The organism is Egicoccus sp. AB-alg2 (genome assembly GCF_041821065.1).
Lineage (GTDB): Bacteria > Actinomycetota > Nitriliruptoria > Nitriliruptorales > Nitriliruptoraceae > Egicoccus.
Window position 1 is genome coordinate 39257 of sequence record NZ_JBGUAX010000005.1, and the last position, 21377, is coordinate 60633.

General features: G+C 74.2%; 20 protein-coding genes. 11 read left to right on the forward strand and 9 right to left on the reverse strand.

The window, feature by feature from the left end:
• Window positions 1–27: 27 nt before the first annotated feature.
• The 3 genes from ACERM0_RS10125 to ACERM0_RS10135 all read right to left on the reverse strand — a co-directional run bounded on the left by ACERM0_RS10125 (window position 28) and on the right by ACERM0_RS10135 (window position 4568).
• Window positions 28–1209, reverse strand: a complete 1182-nt coding sequence (locus ACERM0_RS10125) for an acetyl-CoA C-acyltransferase (RefSeq protein ID WP_373678473.1) — start codon at window positions 1207–1209, stop codon at window positions 28–30.
• 322 nt (window positions 1210–1531) lie between these two features.
• On the reverse strand, window positions 1532–2383 hold the full coding sequence (locus ACERM0_RS10130; RefSeq protein ID WP_373678474.1) for a hypothetical protein: 852 nt from the start codon (window positions 2381–2383) through the stop codon (window positions 1532–1534).
• A 103-nt stretch (window positions 2384–2486) separates the two neighbouring features.
• Window positions 2487–4568, reverse strand: coding sequence for an ABC-F family ATP-binding cassette domain-containing protein (locus ACERM0_RS10135; protein WP_373678475.1), 2082 nt, complete (start codon window positions 4566–4568; stop codon window positions 2487–2489).
• A 53-nt stretch (window positions 4569–4621) separates the two neighbouring features.
• On the opposite strand from ACERM0_RS10135, the gene ACERM0_RS10140 reads away from it, so the two are divergent.
• From ACERM0_RS10140 to ACERM0_RS10150, 3 genes are all read left to right on the forward strand, one after another.
• Window positions 4622–6373 carry an ABC-F family ATP-binding cassette domain-containing protein gene (locus ACERM0_RS10140; RefSeq protein WP_373678476.1) on the forward strand — a complete coding sequence of 584 codons (1752 nt, stop codon included), beginning with the start codon at window positions 4622–4624 and terminating at the stop codon, window positions 6371–6373.
• Between the two features lie 185 nt (window positions 6374–6558).
• Entirely contained in the window at window positions 6559–7683 is a 1125-nt protein-coding gene (locus ACERM0_RS10145; protein ID WP_373678477.1) for a sigma-70 family RNA polymerase sigma factor, read from the forward strand.
• 93 nt (window positions 7684–7776) lie between these two features.
• On the forward strand, window positions 7777–9054 hold the full coding sequence (locus ACERM0_RS10150) for a transglycosylase SLT domain-containing protein (protein ID WP_373678478.1): 1278 nt from the start codon (window positions 7777–7779) through the stop codon (window positions 9052–9054).
• A gap of 18 nt (window positions 9055–9072) precedes the next feature.
• On the opposite strand, the gene ACERM0_RS10155 is transcribed toward ACERM0_RS10150, so the two are convergent.
• Complete coding sequence (locus tag ACERM0_RS10155; protein ID WP_373678479.1) at window positions 9073–9615, reverse strand: DUF2087 domain-containing protein; 543 nt, start codon at window positions 9613–9615, stop codon at window positions 9073–9075.
• A 33-nt stretch (window positions 9616–9648) separates the two neighbouring features.
• On the opposite strand from ACERM0_RS10155, the gene ACERM0_RS10160 reads away from it, so the two are divergent.
• Entirely contained in the window at window positions 9649–10608 is a 960-nt protein-coding gene (locus tag ACERM0_RS10160) for a DMT family transporter (protein WP_373678480.1), read from the forward strand.
• A 7-nt stretch (window positions 10609–10615) separates the two neighbouring features.
• Here ACERM0_RS10160 and ACERM0_RS10165 read toward each other — a convergent pair whose 3' ends face one another.
• A complete protein-coding gene (locus ACERM0_RS10165) occupies window positions 10616–10927 on the reverse strand; it encodes a hypothetical protein (protein ID WP_373678481.1) in 312 nt (103 codons plus the stop codon).
• A gap of 214 nt (window positions 10928–11141) precedes the next feature.
• Here ACERM0_RS10165 and ACERM0_RS10170 point away from each other — a divergent pair, with 214 nt between their 5' ends.
• The 3 genes from ACERM0_RS10170 (at window position 11142) to ACERM0_RS10180 (ending at window position 14926) form a co-directional block, all read left to right on the forward strand.
• Window positions 11142–11711: an OsmC family protein gene (locus tag ACERM0_RS10170; RefSeq protein WP_373678482.1), complete on the forward strand. Its 570-nt coding sequence runs from the start codon at window positions 11142–11144 to the stop codon at window positions 11709–11711.
• Between the two features lie 67 nt (window positions 11712–11778).
• Window positions 11779–14352, forward strand: coding sequence for an AAA family ATPase (locus ACERM0_RS10175; protein WP_373678483.1), 2574 nt, complete (start codon window positions 11779–11781; stop codon window positions 14350–14352).
• A gap of 58 nt (window positions 14353–14410) precedes the next feature.
• The gene (locus ACERM0_RS10180) at window positions 14411–14926 is read left to right on the forward strand and encodes a GNAT family N-acetyltransferase (RefSeq protein ID WP_373678484.1); all 516 of its coding nucleotides are present in this window, start codon (window positions 14411–14413) and stop codon (window positions 14924–14926) included.
• Between the two features lie 69 nt (window positions 14927–14995).
• Here ACERM0_RS10180 and ACERM0_RS10185 read toward each other — a convergent pair whose 3' ends face one another.
• Complete coding sequence (locus tag ACERM0_RS10185; protein WP_373678485.1) at window positions 14996–15478, reverse strand: hypothetical protein; 483 nt, start codon at window positions 15476–15478, stop codon at window positions 14996–14998.
• Complete coding sequence (locus ACERM0_RS10190; RefSeq protein WP_373678486.1) at window positions 15475–16257, reverse strand: SDR family NAD(P)-dependent oxidoreductase; 783 nt, start codon at window positions 16255–16257, stop codon at window positions 15475–15477. Before ACERM0_RS10190 ends, ACERM0_RS10185 begins: the two co-directional genes overlap by 4 nt.
• A gap of 95 nt (window positions 16258–16352) precedes the next feature.
• On the opposite strand from ACERM0_RS10190, the gene ACERM0_RS10195 reads away from it, so the two are divergent.
• Together ACERM0_RS10195 and ACERM0_RS10200 are read left to right on the forward strand one after the other, a co-directional pair.
• A complete protein-coding gene (locus ACERM0_RS10195; RefSeq protein WP_373678487.1) occupies window positions 16353–17360 on the forward strand; it encodes a 5'-3' exonuclease H3TH domain-containing protein in 1008 nt (335 codons plus the stop codon).
• A 171-nt stretch (window positions 17361–17531) separates the two neighbouring features.
• Complete coding sequence (locus ACERM0_RS10200; RefSeq protein WP_373678488.1) at window positions 17532–18164, forward strand: peroxiredoxin; 633 nt, start codon at window positions 17532–17534, stop codon at window positions 18162–18164.
• A 66-nt stretch (window positions 18165–18230) separates the two neighbouring features.
• Here ACERM0_RS10200 and ACERM0_RS10205 read toward each other — a convergent pair whose 3' ends face one another.
• Window positions 18231–18830, reverse strand: a complete 600-nt coding sequence (locus tag ACERM0_RS10205; RefSeq protein WP_373678489.1) for a lytic transglycosylase domain-containing protein — start codon at window positions 18828–18830, stop codon at window positions 18231–18233.
• Window positions 18831–18984: 154 nt separating this feature from the next.
• Here ACERM0_RS10205 and ACERM0_RS10210 point away from each other — a divergent pair, with 154 nt between their 5' ends.
• Window positions 18985–19881 carry a DNA-3-methyladenine glycosylase gene (locus tag ACERM0_RS10210; protein ID WP_373678490.1) on the forward strand — a complete coding sequence of 299 codons (897 nt, stop codon included), beginning with the start codon at window positions 18985–18987 and terminating at the stop codon, window positions 19879–19881.
• 21 nt (window positions 19882–19902) lie between these two features.
• On the opposite strand, the gene ACERM0_RS10215 is transcribed toward ACERM0_RS10210, so the two are convergent.
• Entirely contained in the window at window positions 19903–20937 is a 1035-nt protein-coding gene (locus ACERM0_RS10215; RefSeq protein WP_373678491.1) for a LacI family DNA-binding transcriptional regulator, read from the reverse strand.
• A 145-nt stretch (window positions 20938–21082) separates the two neighbouring features.
• Here ACERM0_RS10215 and ACERM0_RS10220 point away from each other — a divergent pair, with 145 nt between their 5' ends.
• A complete protein-coding gene (locus tag ACERM0_RS10220; RefSeq protein WP_373678492.1) occupies window positions 21083–21319 on the forward strand; it encodes a hypothetical protein in 237 nt (78 codons plus the stop codon).
• Window positions 21320–21377: the final 58 nt, after the last annotated feature.

The window sequence follows — 21377 nt, forward strand, 5'->3', positions numbered from 1 at the left end:
GAATCGTCGTCGTCGGTGTGACCCGCGTCACACCCGCTCCCACAGGACGGCCGCGCCCATGCCCAGGCCGACGCACATGGTGGTCAGCCCGAGGCGCGCGTCGGGGTTGCGCTGGAACCAGGTCGCCACCTCCATCGCCAGCCGCGCGCCGGAGAAGGCCAGCGGGTGCCCCATCGCGATGGCCCCGCCGTAGGGATTGACGTGCGCGGCGTCCAGCGGGAGTCCGAAGTGGTCGAGGAACGCGACGCACTGGACCGCGAACGCCTCGTTCATGTCGATGACGTCGAGGTCGTCGATGGACAGCCCGGTGCGCGCCAGCAGCTTCTCGGTGGCGGGGATCGGCCCGGACCCCATCGTCTCCGGCTCCACCCCGACGAAGGCGTAGTCGCGCAGGCGCATCGTGGGCGTGAGCCCGTACTCGGCGACCGCGGCGCCCGACGCGAGTAGCACGCCACCGGCCCCGTCGTTCAGCCCGGCGGCGTTGCCGGCCGTGACGTACCCGCCGGCACGGAACGGCGAACGCAGCTTGGCGAGGTCGTCCATGGTCGTACCGGGGCGCGGGTGCTCGTCGACGCGGACGACCTTCCAGCCCTCCTCGACCGACCACACCGTCGCCGGGACGACGTGGGTGTCGAAGACGCCGTCCGCCTGCGCCTTGCCGACCCGCTCCTGGGACCCCAGCGCGTACGCGTCGCAGCGCTCGCGCGTCACGTGGGGGAATTCGTCGTGCAGGTTCTCGGCCGTGTTGCCCATCACCAGGGCGGACGGGTCGACCAGCTTGTCCGACAGGAAGCGCGGATTGGGGTCCACCTCGGCGCCCATCGGGTGGTGGCCCATGTGCTCGACACCGCCGGCCAGCACCAGGTCCTGCGCGCCGACCCGGATGGCGTTGCCGGCGTTGACGATGGCGGTCAGCGCCCCGGCGCACATGCGGTCGAGCGCGTAGCCGGGCACCTGCTTGCCGAGGCCCGCCAGGATCGCCAGGGAGCGACCGAGTGTCAGGCCCTGGTCCCCCACCTGCGCCGTTGCGGCCCACACGACGTCGTCGATGCGGTCGGGCGGCACGGACGGGTTGCGGTCGAGCAGGGCTCGGATCGCACGCACGGACAGGTCGTCGGCGCGGGTGCCGGCGTAGTAGCCGGTGTCCTTCGCGCGGCCGATGGGCAGGCGGACGCCATCGACGTAGTAGGCGTCGTCGAGCTCGGGCACGTCAGCGGCTTTCTCTCGCGGAAGGAAGCGGGCCAGGTGCGGGACGCGGCCGCGATGCCGCCTCCCACGACGGAACGATGTTCGCGCATCCGTTCCGGGCGTCGCAACGTGACACGAACGTCAGAACCCGCCCCCGGGAGCGGAGGGGCGGGTTCCGACGTGGCCGTCCCGCGGACGTGCCGCGAGCGCGTGGGCGGGACGGCGGCTGGTGGGAGCGCGTCGGTGCCGAGCGGTCAGGCAGGGCCGGTGGGTGTGGGCGGTGAGTGAGGCGGGGCCGGTGGGTGGGGCGCGGGTCGGCGCAGGGCGGGTGGGCGCGGACCGGTCAGCGGACTCGGCGCAGCCCCGACAGTGCCCAGCCGAGCTCGCGGCGGGTGACGTGCCAGGCCAGGGCGGTCCCGGCCACCAGCATGCCGGTGAGCACCTGCAACGCGAGCGGGACCTGCGCGACCGGGCCGCCCGCGACCGGCGAGGCGGCCAACGTGGCGCCGGTGGCCGCGTCCGGCCCGGCCGCCGTCACGCCCGGCGCGAGTCCGGGAGCGATCTCCGGCGCGTCGAACGGGTGCCCGGTGTCGTGCGCACTGCCCGGTGCCTGGGCCCGCCGGGGCGCGAGCTCGACCCCGGGCAGGACGGCCGAGCCGCCGGCGACACCCAGGTCCACGTCCTGACCCCGGATCGCGCGGAACGCCTCGAACTGGGCGGCGCGGCGCGGCGTCCATCCCTCGGCGTCCCCGGCAGCGACGACGCGGCCGCCGTCCGCCTTGGAACCCGGCCCGGCCGCGGCCGCCGCGCCCTCATCCGCGCGGGGACGCTCGCCACGGTCGGTGTCGCGTGGCGACGGCGGAGGTGGCGACTCGGGCGACGGCGACGGCTTCGGCGAGGGCTCGGGCGCTTTGGACCGACCGAGGTCGACCTTGCGTTCACCGACGGCGACGCCGCCACCGACGTCCACCTCGGGGCCGTCCTTGCCGACCCCGACGCCGACCTCCGGGTCCAGCTTCGCGTCGTCGGTGAGCTCCACGTCGAGGTCGACGCCGACCTTCACACCATCCGACGTGTCGACCTTCACCTCGCCGAGGCCGGGCAGGCCGACCGTCTGTGCCGACGCCGGCACGACGTGCAGACCGGTCGCGACGACCATCGCCGTCAGCACCGCCAAGAGCCGCCTACGTCCCATGTCGCTCCCGCTCTCCCGCCCGGGCGAGAGGAAGGCACCCCGGGCGCTCTTCGGGACCAACGAGGCGGACACGCGGCGGTTACGCGTCCCCTGGGACGGACGGTCAGGCGTCGAAGGCGGCCTCGACCTCCGCCTCGGCCGCCTCGAGGCGCAGTTGCGCCCGCTCCCACGCCGTCAGCAGCGTGGCGGCGCGGTCCTTGGCCTCGCCGTGCTCGGTCACCAGCTGCTTGACGCGCTCGCCATCGCCGTAGACGTCGGGGTCGGCCAGCTCACGGGTGAGCTCCGCGATCCGTGCCTCGACCGTCGACAGCTCGTCCTCGAGCTTCGTCACCTCACGGCGAAGGTCCTTCGTGGCGCGGTGCCGGGCGTTGCGGCGTTCGGCCTCGCGGCGCTTGCCGTCCGCATTCCGGCGCTTGTCGCCGCCCGGACCGCCCGCACCACCGACACCGCCTGCACCGCCGACACCGCCCGGACCGCCCGCACGCCCGGCACCGGCCGCACCGTCGGCACGGCGGCTGGTCGGCGTGGCAGCGGCGCCCTCGCCACCGTCGCGCCGCCACTGCAGTTCCTCGTAGGTGCCGTCGAACCAGCGTGCCCGGCCGTGGCCGACCTCGACGATCGCGTCGGCGACACCGCGAATCACGTGCCGGTCGTGGGTGATCAGCAGCACCGTGCCCGGGTAGGCCAGCAACGCGTCCTCGAGCACGTCGCGGCTGGCGAGGTCGAGGTGGTTGGTCGGCTCGTCGAGCAGCAGCAGGTTGACCGGCGAGGTCATCGCCTTGGCCAGCCCCAGCCGGGTGCGCTCGCCGCCGGACAGCTCCCCGACCCGGCGATCCGCGAGGTCGCCGGGGAACCCGAACGCCCCCAGCATCGAGCGGTGGTTGAGCTGCCGGTGCCGCTCGCCCAGCGCCGTGCGGAACTCCTCCAGGACCGTGCGCGACAGGTCGAGCACCTCGGCCTGGTGCTGGTCGACGACCGCCACGTCGACGTTGTGCCCGAGCGTCACCTCGCCGGCGTCCGCGTCCAACGTCCCGGCCAGCAGGCGCAGCAGCGTGGTCTTGCCGGCACCGTTCGGGCCGATCATCGCCACCTTGCGGCCGCGCTCGACCGCCAGGTCCACACCGTCGAGCACGACCGTGTCGCCGTAGGCCACTCGCACGCTGCTCAACTCGGCCACGACCCGGCCGGAGCGTCTCGGCGCCGGGAACTGGAACCGGGCGACGAGCTGGCGGTGGTCCGGGATGTCGACGCGCTGCACCCGGTCGAGCGCCTTGATCCGCGACTGGACCTGCCGGGCCTTGCTGGCCTTGTAGCGGAAGCGCTCGATGAACCGTTCGGTCTGGGCGAGTTGGCGGTCCTGCTGCGCCTTGGCGGCGCGCAGCTGGGCCAGCCGCTCCTCGCGCTGCAGCACGAACGACTCGAACCCGCCCTGCTCGGCGGCGGTGGTCCCGCCCCGGACCACGTACTCGGTGGCCGTCCCGGCGGCGACCTCCACGATGCGGTCGGCCACCGCGTCGATGAAGTCGCGGTCGTGGCTCACGAACAGCAGCCCGCCGGGCAGTTCGGCCAGCGTCTGCTCCAACCAGGCGATGGTGTCGAGGTCGAGGTGGTTGGTCGGCTCGTCGAGCACCAGCAGGTCGGGTCTGGCCAGCAGCAGGCGCGCCAGCGCCACGCGCACCCGCCAGCCACCCGACAGCTCCCCCGTGGGGCGCTCCGCGTCGTCGGCCGCGAAACCGAGCCCCGCCAGGACCCGGTGTGCCTCCGCCTCGACCTCGTAGCCGCCGAGTTGCTGGAAGCGGTCCTGTACCTCGGCGTGGCGGACCAGCAGCCGTTCCTGTCGGCCCTCGTCGACGGTGGTCTCGATCCGGCGTTCCAGGTCCCGCAGTTCCGTCTCGAAGCGCAGGATGTGCGACGCGCCCTCGAGCACGTGTTCCAGGACGGTCCCCGACTCCCCCACGGCGTCGACGACGTCCTGCGGCAGCCAGCCGATGCGCAGGTCCTTGGGCCGGCTGACGGTGCCCTGGTCCGGCTCGCGGTTGCCCACCACCACGTTGAGCAGCGTGGTCTTGCCCGCCCCGTTGCCACCGACGAGCGCGACCCGTCGGCCGGGCGGGAAGCGCAGCGACACGTCGGCGAACAGAGTGCGCGCGCCGATGGTGACGCCGACACCGGACAGGCTGATCACGCGGGCCTCACGGAAACGGCGGTGGCGAGCCGGCGAGCCTACCCTGCGCCGCCATGCACCTGGTGTCCGTCGATTCCGTGACGGCGTCCGTCGAGGGCCGGATCCTCTTCGCCGACGCCTCCTTCGGCCTGACCTCCGACGACCGGGTCGGCGTGGTCGGTCCCAACGGCTCCGGCAAGACCACGCTGCTCCGGATCGTCGCCGGTCAGCGCGCCCCCGACGTGGGCAGCGTGATCCCCCGCAGCGGCCTGCGGATCGGGTTCCTCGCCCAGGAGCCGAGGTTCGACGACCGGCAGGCCCTGGACGTGGTGCTGGCCGGCGACCCGACGGCCGCGGCGCACGAGGCCGAGCGCCTGCTCGACGTGCTGGGCGTCGACCCCGGGCAGTCGACCGCGCAGATGTCCGGCGGCCAGCGCCGCCGCGTGGCCGTCGCGCAGACCCTGCTGGCGCCCTCCGACCTGCTGATCCTCGACGAACCGACCAACCACCTCGACGTGGACACGATCGACTGGCTCGAGGGTGAGCTACACCGCCGCGGAAGCGGGCTGCTGCTGGTGACCCACGACCGCTACGTGCTGGAGCGGCTCGCCAACCGCATGCTCGACCTCGCGGACCAGCGCGTCCACTGGCACGAGGGGTCGTATTCCTCGCTGCTGGAGGCCCGCGCCGAGCGTGCGGCCATGCGCGAGCGCTCGACGGCCCGGGCCCGCAACCTGCTGCGCAAGGAGATCGCCTGGTTGCGCCGCGGCCCGAAGGCCCGCACCTCGAAGCCGAGGTTCCGCGTCGAGCAGGTCGAGGTGCTCCGCGACGCCGCTGCCGGTGACACCGAGGCCACGCCGCTGGATCTGGGCACCGGCCGGACCCGGCTGGGCAACGACGTGCTCGACCTGCGTGAGGTCAGCGTGGCGCGTGGCGGGCGCACCGTCCTGGGCCGCGTCGACCTCGGCATCGGTCCCGGTGAGCGGGTCGGGATCGTCGGCCCGAACGGCGCCGGCAAGACCACGCTGCTGCACGTGCTGGCGGGCCGCCTCGCTCCCGACGCCGGCGAGGTCCGCACCGGCACCACCGTGGAGCTCGGCCTCTACGAGCAGGAGCACGGCACCGCCGCGGACGCGGCCGGCGAGGAGCGCACCGTGCTGGAGACGGTGCTGGACATCGCCGCGTTCGTGCCGCTGGCCAACGGCGAGACGCTGCCCGCCCACCGGCTCGCCGAGCGGTTCGGGTTCGACGGGCAACTGCAGCGCACGCCGCTGTCGCTGCTGAGCGGGGGCGAGCGCCGCCGCGTGGCGCTGCTGCACCTGCTGGTCGCCGCCCCCAACGTGCTGGTGCTGGACGAGCCGACCAACGACCTCGACCTCGACACGCTGACCGTCCTGGAGGACCACCTCGACGGCTTCAAGGGCACGCTGGTCGTCGCCTCCCACGACCGCTACGTGCTCGACCGGCTCACCGACCGGATCGTCGCCGTCGAGAACGGGCGGCTGACCGAGCACCTCGACTGGGAGGCCTACCGCGCGGCACACCGCGTCCGGACCGCGGCCGACGAGCAGCGCGCCGCCGAGACCAGCCGCGCGACGCGGGCGTCGGCACAGGACAACCGGGCCCGGCAGGCGGCACGTAAGGAGGCCCGCCGGCTGGAGCAGCAGGTCGAGCGGCTCACGGCCCGCCGCGACGAACTGCAAGCCGACATGGCCGCCGCGGCGACCGACGTGGCACGCCTCACGGCGTTGCAGTCCGACCTGCAGCGCCTGGAGGGCGAGCTGAGCGCGGCGGAGGACCGCTGGCTCGAGTTGACCGTCGACTGAGTCCTGGTCGCGCGTCCGTCGGACGGGCCCTGAAGCACCGCTGAAGGTTCGGTGTCGGGACGTGCCGGACGGGTGGCGGCTCGGCCCGATTCGGGCACGATGCCGCTAGGGTCGCGATCTGTCGCCGAGAGGGGCGTGGTCGAGGAAGCGGCCATGACCGGGGGGTGAGCGTGGCCGGTACGGGCATGATGGTCGACCGATCCGGACTGCAGGAACTGTGGTCCCGTGCCACCGGGCGCGGCTACGTGCTCCTCAGCGAGATCCACGACCTCCACGACCCGTTGGAGGATGCGGCCGACTGGCCCGACGAGGTGGCCAACGCCGCCCGTGACGCGGGCCTCGAGGTGGTCGACGACCTCACCGACGACGTCGCACCGCCACCGGCGTCCGTGCTGACCGCGACGACCGACGGGGTGCGCCAGTACCTCAACGCCATCGGCCGGGTCGCGCTGCTGAGCGCCGAGGAGGAGGTCGACCTCGCCAAGCGCTACCACGCCGGTCTGGCCGCCAAGCAGGCGCTGCAGGACGAGCGGCTCACCCGCGCGCAACGGGCACGCCTGCGGCGCCTGACGGCCGAGGGCGCGCGGGCCCAGGAGCGGCTGGTGACGGCCAACCTGCGGCTTGTCGTGTCGGTCGCACGCCGTTACCTCGGGCGCGGACTGTCCCTGCTGGAACTGGTGCAGGAGGGCAACCTCGGCCTCATGCGCGGGGTGGAGAAGTTCGACCACACCAAGGGCTACAAGTTCTCCACCTACGCCACGTGGTGGATCCGCCAGGCGCTGACGCGCGGCACCGCAAACAAGGCCCGCTCGGTGCGGTTGCCGGTGCACGTCCACGAACTGGTCGCCAAGGTCCGGCGCACGGAGTTCGAGCTGCTGCAGGTCCTCGGTCGCGAGGCGACCGACGAGGAGGTCGCGGACGACCTCGGTCTCACCCTGGAACGGCTGCGCGAACTGCGGCTGGCGGGGCGGGAGATCACCTCGCTGGACCGCAGCGTCGGCGAGGACAGCGACGCGACGCTGGGCGACCTCGTGCCCGACGACGAGGCGGAGGACCCCGAGGCGGTCGCCACCGCCGGCATCGCCCGCCGCGAGGTGGTCCTCGCCCTGGAGTCGCTGCACGAGCGCGAACGCGGCGTGCTGGAACTGCGCTACGGGTTGTCGGGCGAGGAACCGCGAACGCTCGAGGAGATCGGTGCGCTCTACGGGGTCACGCGGGAGCGGATCCGGCAGATCGAGAAGAAGACCCTCGCCAAGCTGCGCCATCCGTCGCACGCGCACCGTCTGCGCGGCTTCGCCGACGACCTGTAGGCGCCCGCGCACTGAAGTCGGCGCGGCCGCGTGCCGATAGCTCGGGGACGAGGTGGGCGTCGCACGCCCACGGGGTTCGTCGAGGGGCGTGTGATGCCGCGGGGCAGACCAGCGCGGCCGGTCGTGGCCGTGCTCGTGGCCACCGGCCTGCTGCTGCCGTTCACGGCGGCCACGGCGGCGACCGAGGCCACGGCCGCACCCGTCGACGACCTCGACCGGACGCGGGACCGGCTGACCGATGCCGAACGCGGCCTCGACGACGCCCGCGCCGCCGTCCGGGCCGCGGCCGACGAGCTGGCCGTGCTCGACGACCGGTTGTCGGCCGCTTCCACCCGCCTCACCCAGCTGAACGACGAGGTCCGCGTGGCGTCCGACGCCGCCGAGCGGGCCCGCGAGGAGCAGCAGCACGGCGCGGCTGAGCTGGCCGCTGCCAGCGAGGAGCTCGAGGCCGCCGTCGACGACCTGCGTGACCGGCGGTCACAGGTGGAGCAGCGCGCGATCGAGGCGTACAAGCTCGGCAGCCGCCTCCCGCCGGACCTGGTGATCCGCGGCGTCGGCGGCGCGTCGGACCTGCACGAGGTGGCGGTGGCGATCCAGACCGTCGGCCGGCTCGTGAGCGACGACCGGGAGGCCTCGGCCGCCGCGGTCGTGATCGTCGACGACACCGCCCACCGCCGCGGCGAGGTCTACGAGCTCCGGCTGGCGGCGCAGGCGGCCACGGCGGTCGCCGACGAGCGCCACCGGGAGCTGGCGTCCCTGCAGCAGCAACAGCACCGCCTGGTCGACGAGGTGGCGCAGCGCCGGCAGGAGCGTGCCGACGTGGTCGCCTCCCTGGAGTCGGACGCGAAGGTCCGCGCCGCGCTCGTCCGCGAACTGCAGGACCGCGTGGAGGCGCTGGAGCGGTCCGCGGCCGCGGTCCGGGTCCCCGTGCGCACCGACGTCCCCGTCGACGGTCCCGCGCCCGCCTGGGCGAGCGCGTTGCCACCGGCGGGGCGGCCGTGGGCGGCCCTGATCGACGCCACCGCCGCCCGGTACGGCCTGGACGGCCGGCTGCTGGCCGCGCTGGTGTGGACCGAGTCGAACTTCCGTCCAGACGCGCGGTCCCATGCCGGCGCGATCGGGCTCGCCCAACTCATGCCCGCCACCGCGCGCGGCCTGGGCGTCGACCCCCACGACCCGGTCCAGAACCTCGACGGCGGGGCGCGCTACCTCGCCGCCCAGCTGGACACCTTCGGGTCCGTCGAACTGGCCCTGGCCGCCTACAACGCCGGTCCCGGTCGGGTGCACGCCGCCGGCGGCGTGCCGGCGATCGTGGAGACGCAGCTCTACGTCGTGCGGGTCCTCGACCGCTACGGCCACCTCGGCGGCTGACCGCCCCTCGCACGGGGGTCAGTGCAGCACGCGGCCTCCGGACCGCCAGTACTCGCCACGGTCACGGTCGAGGAGTCCTTCGTCGACGAGGTAGCGCCGCAGGCTGGCGTGGTCGGGGTTGAAGCGGCCGAGGATCTCGTTCACCTCGGGCTCCGTGTAGCGCCGGCCGGGCTCGAACTCGAGGGCCAGCCGCTCGAGCACCACGAGGCGCTTGCCGCGCGACGCCGGGATCTCCGTCAGCCGTTCCCCGACGAAGAACCGCCCCAGCACCTCGGCCTCGGCGCGGGTCATCCCGAACGCGATGCGCGGGTGCGGCGGCGGGGCCTGCGGCAGCTCCTGGGCGACGGCCCGCCAGGTCGCCGCCTCGACGACGTAGGCCTCCCCGTCGCGGACGACCAGGCCGGCCTGGACCAGCGGCCCCAGCGTGCGCAGCACGTCGCGCCGCCGGACGCCGGTCAGCTTCTCGATCTCGTCCGGGGTGGCGGGACCCACGGCGATGGTGCCGAGCACCGCCAGGCGCGACGGTTCGAGCAGGGTGCGCAGCAGGTCCATGGCGTTCATGGGGGGTAGGTGTAGCGCCACTAGGCTCGGCGCGTGCGCCCACTCCCCCGCCCCGTCGTCCTACTCGGCCTGCTCGTCGGTGCCCTCGCGGTGTCGACCTCGGCGATCCTGGCGCGCGTGGCCATGGGCGACGACCCGGGCGTGACCACGGCCCCGGCCGGGGCGGCACCGGCGCTGGCCGTGGCGTTCTGGCGCACGGCGCTGGGGGCGCTGGCGCTCGCGCCGCTGGCCGTGCGGGCCCAGGTGCGCCGCGGCACGCGGCTCACCGCGACGCGCCGGCGTCAACTGTTCGGGTCCGGGCTGTCACTGGCGCTGCACTTCGCGCTGTTCCAGGGTGCGCTGGCGCTCACCACCGTCGCCAGCGCCGTCACCCTCGTGACGATGTCCCCGGTGTTCGTGGCGCTCGGGGGCTGGTGGTTCCTGCACGAGCGCACGAGTCGCCGGACCGTGGTGGGCATGGGGCTCACGATCGTCGGGGCGGTCGTGATCGGCCTCGGCGACGCGGCCGCCATCGACCTCGGCAGGGAGGCACTGCTCGGCGACGCCATGGCGTTCGGCGGCGCCGTCGCGATCACCGGCTACCTGCTGGCGGGCCGCGTCGCCCGGCGGGACGTGCCGGCGGCCACCTATTCGTGCGTCGTGTACGCGTGGGCCGCACTGGCGCTGCTGGTGGTGTGTCTGGCGTCGGGCGTGCCGCTGGCCGGCTACCGGCCGACGGTGTGGCTGGCGATCCTGGGCATCGTCGTGGGGCCACAGCTGCTGGGCCACACGATCTTCAACACGCTGCTGTCCAGCGTGCCGGCCACGGTCGTCTCCATCGTGGTGCTGTCCGAGCCGGTGGGGGCCGGGATCCTGGCCTGGCTGCTGCTCGACGAGCTGCCGGCGGCCTGGTTCGCCGTCGGCGCCCCGCTCGTGCTGATCGGGGTGGCGGTGGCGACGGCCCGGCGCCGCGGCGCCCGCGAGGCGGCCCAGGCCACCGTGACGGAGACCTGAGCCGCGCTCAGGCGGCCAGCGAGGCGTGGCGCCATGCCCGCGCCAGGCCGCGCGCCACGACGACCGGCGGATCCCCATGGCGGATGCGCAGGTGGGGCGGCAACACGCCGGCCGCCCACAGGACGGCGGTGGCGGCATGTGCCTGGGCGCGCAGGCGCGCCCAGCCGGCGGCGTCGTCGAAGTCGGCGCTGGCAGCGGCGGCCAGCACGCGGGCGAGCGACGCACGGGCCGCCTCGACCCGCCATCCCGTCGGGGGGATGGGGGCGCGGTCGGTGACGGACGTCGAGGTACGGACGGTTTCGAGGCGGCTGTGGGTCATCGGAGGCTCCTCTCGTGTGGAACGTGCGCCGCCACCGTCGCGGGCCACGGCCGCGCCGGCCTGGGCAACCGGTGCCCAACTCCGCCGCCGGACGCCGCCGCTGGGAACTGGGCAGGTCGACCGTCGACATGGGTAGCCCCCACCGAGGAATCGGTGCCCGATTCCGGTGGAGGATCGTCGCGTCCGACCTCCCCACGACTCGTCAGGAACCACCATGAGCCAGACCACGACCGAGACCGGCGTCCGCAACGGCGTCGACGTCGCCACCCTGTTCGCCACGCTCGATGCCGTCCGGGGCCAGCGGGACCTCGCGCACTTCACCTTCCGCGCGAAGAACCGCTGGGTCTCCGGCACGCACAGCCAGAACACCAGCCAGGGGTTCCACGGCGCCGGCGAGGAGCGCGAGCACGAGCGCACCTTCGTCTTCGACGCCGACCACCCGGCCGTCCTCGTCGGCCGCGACAACGGCCCCACGCCCGTCGAGTTCCTGCTCTACGCGCTGGCCTCGTGCATCACGGCCGGGATCGGCAACATCGCGACCGCTCGCGGGGTCGTCCTCACCCGCGTCGAGTCCACCGTCGTCGGCGACATCGACCTGCAGGGCATCTTCGGGATGTCCGGTGCCGTCCGCAACGGTTACGAGAAGGTGCAGATGCGACTGACCATCGAGGGCGACGCGCCGGCGGAGACGTTGCGCGAAATCGTCGAGCAGTCGCGGTCCCGCTCGGCCGTCTACGACGTCCTCACCAACGGCATCCCGGTCGAATTGGAGGTCGTCGCCTGAAACCCTTCACAACGCGGTGCGTTCCCCGGAGGATGGGGAGCGCACCGCTGCGGTCGGAACCGGGACGATGGAGCTGCTGGAACGGGCGGGCGAACTCGACCTGCTCCGCGACGCACTCGGCGACGCGGCCCGTCGTCGGGGCTCCGTCGTGCTCGTGTCCGGAGAACCCGGCATCGGCAAGTCCAGCCTGCTGCGCGCGTGGTCCGCGGCGCCGGGCGAGGAGTGCCGCCTGCTGGTCGGTTGGTGCGACGACTTCCTGACCCGCCGCACCCTCGGCCCCTTCCACGACGTGGCTCGTGGTGCCGGCGGGGCCCTGGCCGATGCCGTCGCCCGCGGGGACACGAACGCCGTCCTCGACGCGCTGCTGGACGAACTGGACAACCCGCTGCGTCCGACGGTGCTCGTCCTGGAGGACGTGCACTGGGCCGACGAGGCCACCCTCGACGTCGTCCGCTACGTCGGCCGGCGCCTCGAGCGTCGGCCGGCCCTGCTGGTGCTGTCCTATCGCGACGGTGACCTCCACGCGGACCATCCGCTGTGGGGGGTGCTGGCGTCCCTGCCGACGCCAACGGTCCACCGCGTCGAGCTGCGGCCGCTGAGCTCGGCAGCCGTCCAACGCCTCACCGAGGGGACGGACCTGGACCCGCGACAGGTGGCCGCCCTGACCGGCGGCAACCCGTTCTTCGTCACCGAGCTCGTGCACGACGGCGGTGCCCTGCCGACCAGCGTGACCGACGCCATCCAGGCCCGGGTCCGTCACCTGCCACCCGCGGCCCGCGAGGCGGTCGAGGTGCTCTCGGTCGTTCCCGACGGCATCGATCTCGCGATGCGTGACGGCCTCGGGCTCGATCCGCTGGCCCTCGCCCTGGCCGAGGCCCGTGGCGTGCTGCGGGTGGACGGTGCCACCGTCCGCTTCCGGCACGAGCTGACCCGTCTGGCCGTCGAGGCCAGCCTGCCGGTGGCGGCCCGGCTCGCCCACCACGAACGCGTCCTGGACTGCCTGCTGGCGCACGAGGCCGACGACGCGGCGATCCTGCACCACGCGACCGCGGCCGCTCGCGGGGACGTCGTCGCCACCCACGGACCGCGCGCGGCGCGGGTGGCCTTCGGTGCCGGCGCGTTCCGCGAGGCGGCGGCCCACCAGGCCAACGTCCTGCGCCACGCCGACCTGCTCTCCGTCGAGGTGCAGGCGGAGCTGTTCGAGCAGCAGGCGTGGACGCTCTACAACCTCCACCGGGTCGAGGAGGCGCTGGCCGCCGCACGGACGGCGGTCGAACGGCGCGCCGAGCTCGGCGAGCCGGTGGCCAGGGCGCGGGCGCTCATCGTCAGCAGCCGGATGCACTACATGGCGAACGAGCCCGGTGTCGCGGTGGACCTCGCCGACCAGGCGGCGAAGCTGCTGGACGACCACGGCGACGCCGAGCAGCGGGCGGAAGGGTTGGTCGCACGGGCGTCCACGTACGCCCTGGCCGAGCACCCGGCGGACCTGTCGCTGCGGTTGGGCCAGGAGGCCGTGACCCGCACCGCCGAGCTGCCCCGTCCCGACCTGCAGTCGCTGGCGCTCAACTACCGGGCCGTCGCGCAGTGCGCCGGTGGCCGGACCCCGGACCCGGACGACTTCCGCGCCGCGATCCGGCTCGCACTCGAAGGTGGCCACCTCGAGTTGGCCGCCCGGGCCTGGACGAACCTGTCGTTCGAGCTCATGGTCGCCCGCGAACCGAGCGAGGCGACCCGGCAGGTGCTCGGCGAGGCGCTCGCCTTCATGGTGGACCACGACTTCACCTCGCACGCCTTCGACATCCGGGCCAGGCTGGCGGCCATCGACGTCGCGCAGGGCAACTGGACCGACGCCGAGGCCGCGCTGCACCGGCTGCGCGACGGCACCGACGAGCACGGCGTCATCGACCTGATCGCCCTGGAGAGCCTTGCGCGCATCGCCCTGCGCCGCGGGGACCTGGACGCCGACGGACTGCTGGAGCGCAGCTGGGAGCTGGCCTGCCGCAGCGGCGCCGCGCCCTACATCGGGCTGCTCGGGGTCGTGCGCATGGAGCAGGCCTGGCTGCACGGTGCCGGCGACGCCGACGCGCGGCTGGCGGCGCTGCCGCTGGAGCGGTTGCGCCCACGCCTGCGCGCCGAGGCGTTGCGCTACGCGCAGCTGGCCGGCGTCCCCGTCGAGGCGGGCGCCGAGGTGGCCGAACCGTGGGCGTCGGGACTGCGCGGCGACTGGCAGGCGGCCGCTCGGCTCTGGCGCGCCGACCGGCGGCCCTACGAGCTCGCGCTCGAGCTGTCCGCGTCCGGCGAGCCGGAGCCCATGCTCGAGGCGTTGACGATCTTCGACCGGCTCGGCGCGGCGCCGGCCGCCCGGCTGGTGAGACGCCGGCTACGCGAGCTCGGGGTGCGCCGGCTGCCACGGGGCCCGCAGGCGACGACGCGCGAGCATCCGGCCGGCCTCACCGAACGGCAGGCGCAGGTGCTCGCGCTGCTGACCGAGGGCATGACCAACGTGGAGATCGCCGACCGGCTCGTCCTCTCCGTCCGCACGGTCGATCATCACGTCGCGGCCGTGCTCCAGAAGCTCGGCGTCGACTCGCGGCGTGAGGCCGCCGCCCGCGCCGCGGCGCTCGACGTCGGCTGGCGCTGACATGGGGCGACCTGCGGCGGCGCCGACCGGAGACCTGGGACGCAGGTCTCGACTGCCCGTGGTTCTCCGCCGGGCCACCGCCGACGACACCGCGTTGCTGGCGGCGCTGGGGGCGCGCACGTTCACCGAGGCGTTCATGGGGGTGCACGACCCCGGGCGGGTGGCTCGCTACGCGGCCCGGTCGTTCGCCGAGCCGCGGATCGCGGAACAGCTCGCCCAACCGGGTGCCGCGTTCCTGCTGGGCGTCGACCCGACGACGGCACGGGTCGTGGCGTACGCGCACGTCCGACCGGCGCCCGCGACGATGGTGCCTGCCGAACGACCGGTCGAGCTCGCGCGGCTCTACGTCGAGCTGCCGCTGACCGGTCGGGGCATCGGCTCGAGGATGATGGCGGCCGTCCTCGCCCACGCGCGGGCGCGAGCGCACGACCGCATCTGGTTGGGGGTCTGGGAGCACAACCGCGCGGCGCAGCGCTTCTACCGGCGCTGGGGCTTCGTGCCCGTGGGCCAGATCGCCTTCGTCCTCGACGACGAGGTCCAGACCGACCACGTGCTGAGCCGGCCGGTCGGCTGACACGCGGCCGGCGCACGGTCGGAGCACGCGGTCGGAGCACGCGGTCCTGGCAGGCGGCGGTGGAGACGGTCAGAACAGCAGCGGCAGCTTGGGGCGTTCCTCGACGACGCCGACGATGGCGCCGCTGGCCGCACCGGCACGTGCCCGCTCGTCGATACGACGCGCGAGGTCACGTGGGTCCTCGTCGGGCGAGAGCACGGCGTCGCGCAAGACCACCAGCATCGTGCCGCGGACGCGTCGGGCCGCCTGCAACCAGTCGTGGTCGACGTCGGCGCGAGCGGCGCGCAGCAGGGTGGCGTCCTGTTCGTCGACCAGCCGCAGCTCGCGCGGCTCGACCATGAAGCCGATGCGGGCGCCACGAGGCAGGTCGACACCGAGGAACCCGTCGATGCTCGGCAGGCCGCGTTCGTCGAGCGCCGCCAGCAACTGCGGGCCTCGACCGTGAGGCTCGACGGCGGCGACCAGCAAGGGCAGCCCGCGCACCAGCAGGAACCGCAGGTGCACGGCGTCCGGAACGGGTGTGGCGGCGTTCACGGAGGTGGCGTCGCTCATGTGTCGGCCATCCTGCGGTGCAGCGTGGCCGACACGCGCCGGGTCACGCCCCGGGGAGCCAGTGCCGCGGCGCTCGCCACGATCCGGTTGCCGACACCGGGGACGCTACGGGCCCGGCCGCGGGCGAAGTCGCGCAGCGCCGACGTCACGACCGCGTCGGCGGACATCACGAGCCGGTCGGAGACCATGGGAGCGCGACCTTCCGCCGCGTCGGCGAACGCCGTGGCGGTCAGGCCGGGAGTGACGAGCGTCACGGTGACCCCGCGGTCGCGGACCTCCTCGTGGAGCGCCTGGCTGAGGCTGCGGACGAAGGCCTTGGTCGCCCCGTAGGTGGCCGCGTACGGGTCGGGCTGGACCCCCGCGAGCGAGCCGACGTTGATGATGCCGCCGTCCCCCTGGGCCAGCAGTCGAGGCAGCACCGCGCGGCAGCACCGCAGCACCGCCAGCGCGTTGAGTTCGACGAGGTCGACCTGGCGGTCGACCGGCTGCGCGGCGAACGGGCCGTACACGCCCGCGCCGGCGTTGTTCACCAGCAGGTCGACCGGCTCGTCGGTCGTGCCCAGGCGTGCCTCGACCCGGGCGAGCTCCGCCGGGTCGCCGAGGTCCGCGGGCAGCACCTCGACGGGCGTGGGCAGGGCGTCGGCCAGTTGCCGCAGCCGGTCCTCGCGCCGGGCCACGAGAACCAGTCCGACACCGCGATCGGCGAGGTGGCGCGCGAACGCCGCCCCGATGCCGGAGGACGCGCCGGTCACGAGGGCGCGCCGAACACGTCCCTGCACGCGCGCTCCTCTCCACGGCGGTCGGCGATGGTCGGAGTCGAGGCTACTGGTTCGCTACCGTCGGCCTCGACGCCGCTGCTGCCAGGATCCTGCCCGTGCCCACTGTCCCCTCCTCCCCTCGTGTGCTGGCGGTCGACGGCAACTCGCTCGGGCACCGCGGGTTCCACAGTGCCCGGCACGACGCGGAGCGCGAGGGCACCACGGCCCCGTTCGTGACCGGGGCGGTCGTCGGCATGCTGGCATCCGCCTGGGTGGAGGGGCCCTACGACGCCGTCGTCGTGGGGTTCGATCATCCCGTCAACCAGCGCAAGCTCGACTTCCCCGAGTACAAGGCGCACCGCGCCGCGACGCACCCGGATCTGCCCGGCCACCTGCAGACCCTGCGCGGCCACCTGCGCGAGTGCGGCTTCACGGTCGTCGAGGTGGAGGGCGCGGAGGCCGACGACCTGCTGGCCGCCACGGTGGACGCCTGCGCGGCCCGGTCGTGGCCCTGCGACGTGCTGAGCTCCGACCGGGACCTCACCGCACTCGTCGGGCCGACGACCCGGCTGCTGCGTCCGCGGGCCACCTTCGCCGACCTCAAGGTGTACGACGAGGCCGCCGTCCGGGCCGAGTACGGCGTGTCGCCGGCGCAGTACACCGATCTGGCCGCGCTGCGCGGCGACCCGTCCGACGGACTGGACGGCGCCACCGGCATCGGCCCGAAGATGGCGGCGCGCCTGCTGCGCGACTACGGCAGCGTGCCGGGCATGTACGCCTCGCTGCAGCACCTGCCGCCCAAGGTCGAGGCGGCGCTGCGCGCCAGCCGCGACCGCGTCGAGCGCAACCTCGAGCTCATGGCGCCCATCCCCCACCTGTCCGTGGACGTGGACGGCGCCGTCGCCGCCGGGGTCGACTGCGGCCGGCTGGAACGCACGCTGGACGAGCTGCGCCTCTTCGGACCGGCCCGCCGCTTCGTCCGGGCCGTCACGGCGCCGCCACCGCCGCCCATGCCGCCGATGCCGGCGGAACCGGACGACCTGCTGCCTGCGCTGGCCGGCGCCCTCAGCCCGACGCCGGTGACGGCGGCGCCGCTCTCCGGCGAGCAGGCCACCCTCTTCTAGTGGTCGACGGCGCCGCGAGGTCCGCACGCCCGGACTCGGCCGGGTTTGCACGGTTGGCACTTCCCTGCGGCGCGCGGCGCCGGGCACGCTCCGTACCGTCGGCGAGGACGCGCGCGGCCGCCCGGTCGACGCGACCAGAACCCCGCGTTCGCAACCCAAGGAAGGACCACCGTGGCCATCCGACTCGGAGACGACGCCCCGAACTTCACCGCTCCCACCACCGAGGGCGAGCTCAACTTCTACGACTGGAAGGGTGACAGCTGGGCCGTGCTGTTCAGCCACCCCAAGGACTTCACGCCGGTCTGCACGACCGAGCTCGGTGCCGTCGCCAAGCTCAAGGACGAGTTCGACCGTCGCGGCGTCAAGGTGATCGGCCTGTCCGTCAGCCCGCTGGGTGACCACGAGGGCTGGAGCAAGGACATCGAGGAGACCCAGGGTGCGGCCCTGAACTTCCCATTGATCGCCGACCCGGACCGCAAGGTGTCCGACCTGTACGACATGATCCACCCGAACGCGGACGACACCGCGACGGTGCGCTCGGTCTTCGTCATCGGCCCCGACAACAAGATCAAGCTCACCCTGACCTACCCGGCCGCCACGGGCCGCAACTTCGACGAACTGCTGCGGGTCGTCGACTCGCTGCAGCTCACCGCCACCCAGGGCCTGGCGACGCCGGTCAACTGGACCAAGGGCGACCGCGTCATCGTCACGCCTGCCGTGTCCGACGACGAGGCCCGGGAGCGTTTCGGCGACTTCGAGGCGCAGCGCCCCTACCTGCGCTACGTCGACGACCCGACCGCCTGACGACCCGCTTCCGACTCCCCCGAGCCCGGCGCACCGCGCCGGGCTCGCGGCGTCCCGGCGCGCGGCTCAGCGGAACCGGTCGCGCAGCGCGAGGACGTTGGCGACGTAGCGGTCCGTGTCGGCGAAGGTGCCGTTCTCACGGACCGAGCGCAGCCCCTGGTAGTAGCCGGCGAGCGTCAGCTCGGGATCACCGTCGGTGAGCTCCCAGAGGTGCTGCAGGAAGACGACCCCGGCGACCACGTTGTCGTGCGGGTCGTGCAGGTCGAGTTCGCGCCCGACGAGATGATGCGAGACGAACCTGCCGGTGTCCGACATGACCTGCATGATCCCGATGGCGCCCGCCGACGAGACGCGGTCCTGCTGCCAGCCCGACTCCTGCCACGCGAGGGCCTGGACGAACGCGGGACTCCAGCCGTGCTCGCTGGCGACGGTTGCGATCAGCTCGCCGACCGCGTCGCGGTCGAGGACCGGGATCTCCAGCACCTGGCCGGCCCGGATGTGGTCGAGGTCGCGGATGCCGTTGTGTTCGGCGAGCGCGCCGACCGACGTCCCGTGCCGCTGCGCGATGACCGACAGCACGTCGCCGGGCTGGACGACGTAGGCCGCCGACGACGTCCAGGCCAGCGCCACGACCGCGCCTGCCGCCAGGTGTCTGCGTGCGTTCACGATACCCCTCCTCGTACCTGCCGCCTCGGGCGGGCAGCCGAGTCGTGGCCCCCGGCCGAGTCAGCCGTCCGGGCGTCGAACGCTCGGCCGGAACCACGGCGGGGCACGCGCCGTACGGGCCGGCAGCCGGCGCCACCCGGGGTAGGGTTCGCCCGTGCGTCGCTTCCGTGTCCCCGGTGAACTCGATCTGCTGGCCACCCTGCGGCCGCTGGTCCACTCCGCGCAGGACCCCACCATCCGGCTCCGTCGCGACGGCGTCGTGCGCGCGTCCAGGACACCGGAGGGTGCGGGGACCGTCGAGATCGTGCGCGAGTCCGCGGGCACGTACACGGCCCGGGCCTGGGGCCCCGGGGCGGACTGGCTCCTCGACGGCGCACCAGCCCTCGTCGGCGGCGAGGACGACTGCTCGGACTTCGACCCGTCACCGCACCCGGCCGTGGCCCGGGCGGCACACGGCCGGCCCGGCCTGCGGCTGGGACGCTCGGGGGTCGCCTGGGACGCCGTGGTCCCCACCATCCTCGCGCAGCGCGTCACCTCGCGAGAGGCCGCGCGGTCGTGGACGCGGCTGGTCCGTGCCCACGGCGAGCCGGCTCCCGGGCCCTACGACCTGCGCCTGCAGCCGGCCCCGGAGCGGCTGGCGTCCCTGCCGTACTGGGCCTACCACCGGTTCGGCGTGGAGCGCGCCCGCGCCGAGACCATCGTCGCCGCCAGCCGGTGCTCCCGGCGGCTCGAGCAGGCACTCACGCTGCCGTCGGCGGAAGCGACCGCGCGGCTGTGCGCCGTCCGGGGACTGGGGCCGTGGACGGCCGCGCTGGTGCTGCGCATCGCCGCCGGCGACGCGGACCAGGTCGAGGTGGGCGACTTCCACGTCAAGAACCAGGTCGCGTGGGCGCTGGCCGGCGAGCCGCGCGGCACGGACGAGCGCATGCTGGAACTGCTGGCGCCCTTCGCCGGTCACCGCGGCCGGGTGGTGCGCCTGCTGCTGGCCACCGGGGTTCGCGCCCCCGCCTTCGGGGCACGCCAACGCATCGTGGCGATCGAACGCCTCTGAAGACCGCTGGCGGTGCGAGCGCTAGCGGTGCGTGCCGCGCAGCACCAGCTCGTGCGGCAGGACGACGTCGCCGGTCGGTTCCAGGCCGAGCAACTGTGCCGCCGCACGCCGCCCCTTCTCCGTCGCCGGTTGGCGCACGGTGGTCAGGTCGTTCGCGGCCGCGTCGGGCAGGTCGTCGAAGCCGGCGACGGCAACCTGGTCGGGAACGCGCAGGCCACGGTCCTGCAGCGCCTCCAGGGCGCCCAGGGCGAGTTCGTCGGAGATGCCGATGATCGCGTCGGGTCGCCAGCCCTCGGCCAGCACGTCCGCGACCTGCTCGCGCGCATTGGGCCGCTCGTTCACCCGGACCTCGCGGATCCGGACGTCGCCGGCCGCGAGCCCCCGGGCCTCGGCGGCGTCGAGGATGCCGAGCAGTCGCTGCCGGGCGTTGAGGAACGTGGCCGCCGCGATGCGCTCGCGGGTCACCTCGCCGGTGTGGTCGTCGGCGCGGACGCGGAACGTCACGACGAGCAGACGCCGCCGGCCGTCGGCCAGAACCGCCTCGGTGAGCTCGCGGGTGGCGGCGCGGTCGTCGATGCCGATGAACGGCACACCCGCGAGCCGCGGTGTGTCGATCGCGACCAGCGGCACGTCGCGCCGGCTCACCAGGTCGACGGCGGGGTGGCCCGACGGCATGGCGTAGACGATGAAGCTGTCGACGACGGCGCTGCGCAGCGCCTGCCCCGTGTCCGCACCGGGCGGCAGCGGGACGAGCAGCAACCCGACGTCGGCGCCCGAGGTGGCCTGCGCCACCCCGCGCAGCAGGGCCTGCGCGTACGGGTCGTCGAACGCGTACTGCAGGGACTCGGTCAGCAGCAGCCCGATCGCGCCGGCGCGTCCCCGCCGCAGCGAGCGCGCCGCCGGGTCGGGCCCGGCATACCCAAGCTCGTCGGCCACGGCGAGGATGCGTTCGCGCAGTCCCGGCGAGAGCTGGTCGGGCTTCGACCACGCGTTGGACACGGTCGTCCTGGACACGCCGAGGCGGTCGGCGATCGTCTGCAGCGTCACCCGTCCCATGCGTTCTCCTCGGCAGCTGCAGGGTACTTGACCGATCAAGGGCAGCCGCGTAAGGTGCCTTCTGTATCGATCAAGACCCTCGATCCGTACGGCACCCGACCGATGCGTCGGGCTCGTCCTCCCGACGCTCGCAGGAGCACCACGCATGGACCCCATGACCGCCTCCGTGTTCGTCCGTCGCCTGACGGTCGCCCACGACGTCGCGACGTCGGCGATGCCCGACGCCCCGCAGGTCGTCGACCGGCCGGGACCGGTCCGCACCGCGCTCGCCGGCGGCTTCCGCCGCCTCGCGGTGCGCCTGGACCCCAGCACCACGGCCACCGGCGCCGGGATCCCGACGCAGCCGGGCGCACCGCGCCTGGCTCGCACGTCGGCCTGCTGACCTCGCCGCCGACACGCCGCACGCTGACGCGGGCCGCCCCCACGGGCGGCCCGCGTCT

Coding starts and splice junctions, on each gene's coding strand:
- ACERM0_RS10130 (WP_373678474.1), bottom strand. CDS start 2,383: ATGGGACGTAGGCGGCTCTTGGCGGTGCTGACGGCGATGGTCGTCGCG.
- ACERM0_RS10140 (WP_373678476.1), top strand. CDS start 4,622: ATGCACCTGGTGTCCGTCGATTCCGTGACGGCGTCCGTCGAGGGCCGG.
- ACERM0_RS10145 (WP_373678477.1), top strand. CDS start 6,559: ATGATGGTCGACCGATCCGGACTGCAGGAACTGTGGTCCCGTGCCACC.
- ACERM0_RS10150 (WP_373678478.1), top strand. CDS start 7,777: ATGCCGCGGGGCAGACCAGCGCGGCCGGTCGTGGCCGTGCTCGTGGCC.
- ACERM0_RS10155 (WP_373678479.1), bottom strand. CDS start 9,615: ATGAACGCCATGGACCTGCTGCGCACCCTGCTCGAACCGTCGCGCCTG.
- ACERM0_RS10165 (WP_373678481.1), bottom strand. CDS start 10,927: ATGACCCACAGCCGCCTCGAAACCGTCCGTACCTCGACGTCCGTCACC.
- ACERM0_RS10170 (WP_373678482.1), top strand. CDS start 11,142: ATGAGCCAGACCACGACCGAGACCGGCGTCCGCAACGGCGTCGACGTC.
- ACERM0_RS10175 (WP_373678483.1), top strand. CDS start 11,779: ATGGAGCTGCTGGAACGGGCGGGCGAACTCGACCTGCTCCGCGACGCA.
- ACERM0_RS10185 (WP_373678485.1), bottom strand. CDS start 15,478: ATGAGCGACGCCACCTCCGTGAACGCCGCCACACCCGTTCCGGACGCC.
- ACERM0_RS10215 (WP_373678491.1), bottom strand. CDS start 20,937: ATGGGACGGGTGACGCTGCAGACGATCGCCGACCGCCTCGGCGTGTCC.
- ACERM0_RS10220 (WP_373678492.1), top strand. CDS start 21,083: ATGGACCCCATGACCGCCTCCGTGTTCGTCCGTCGCCTGACGGTCGCC.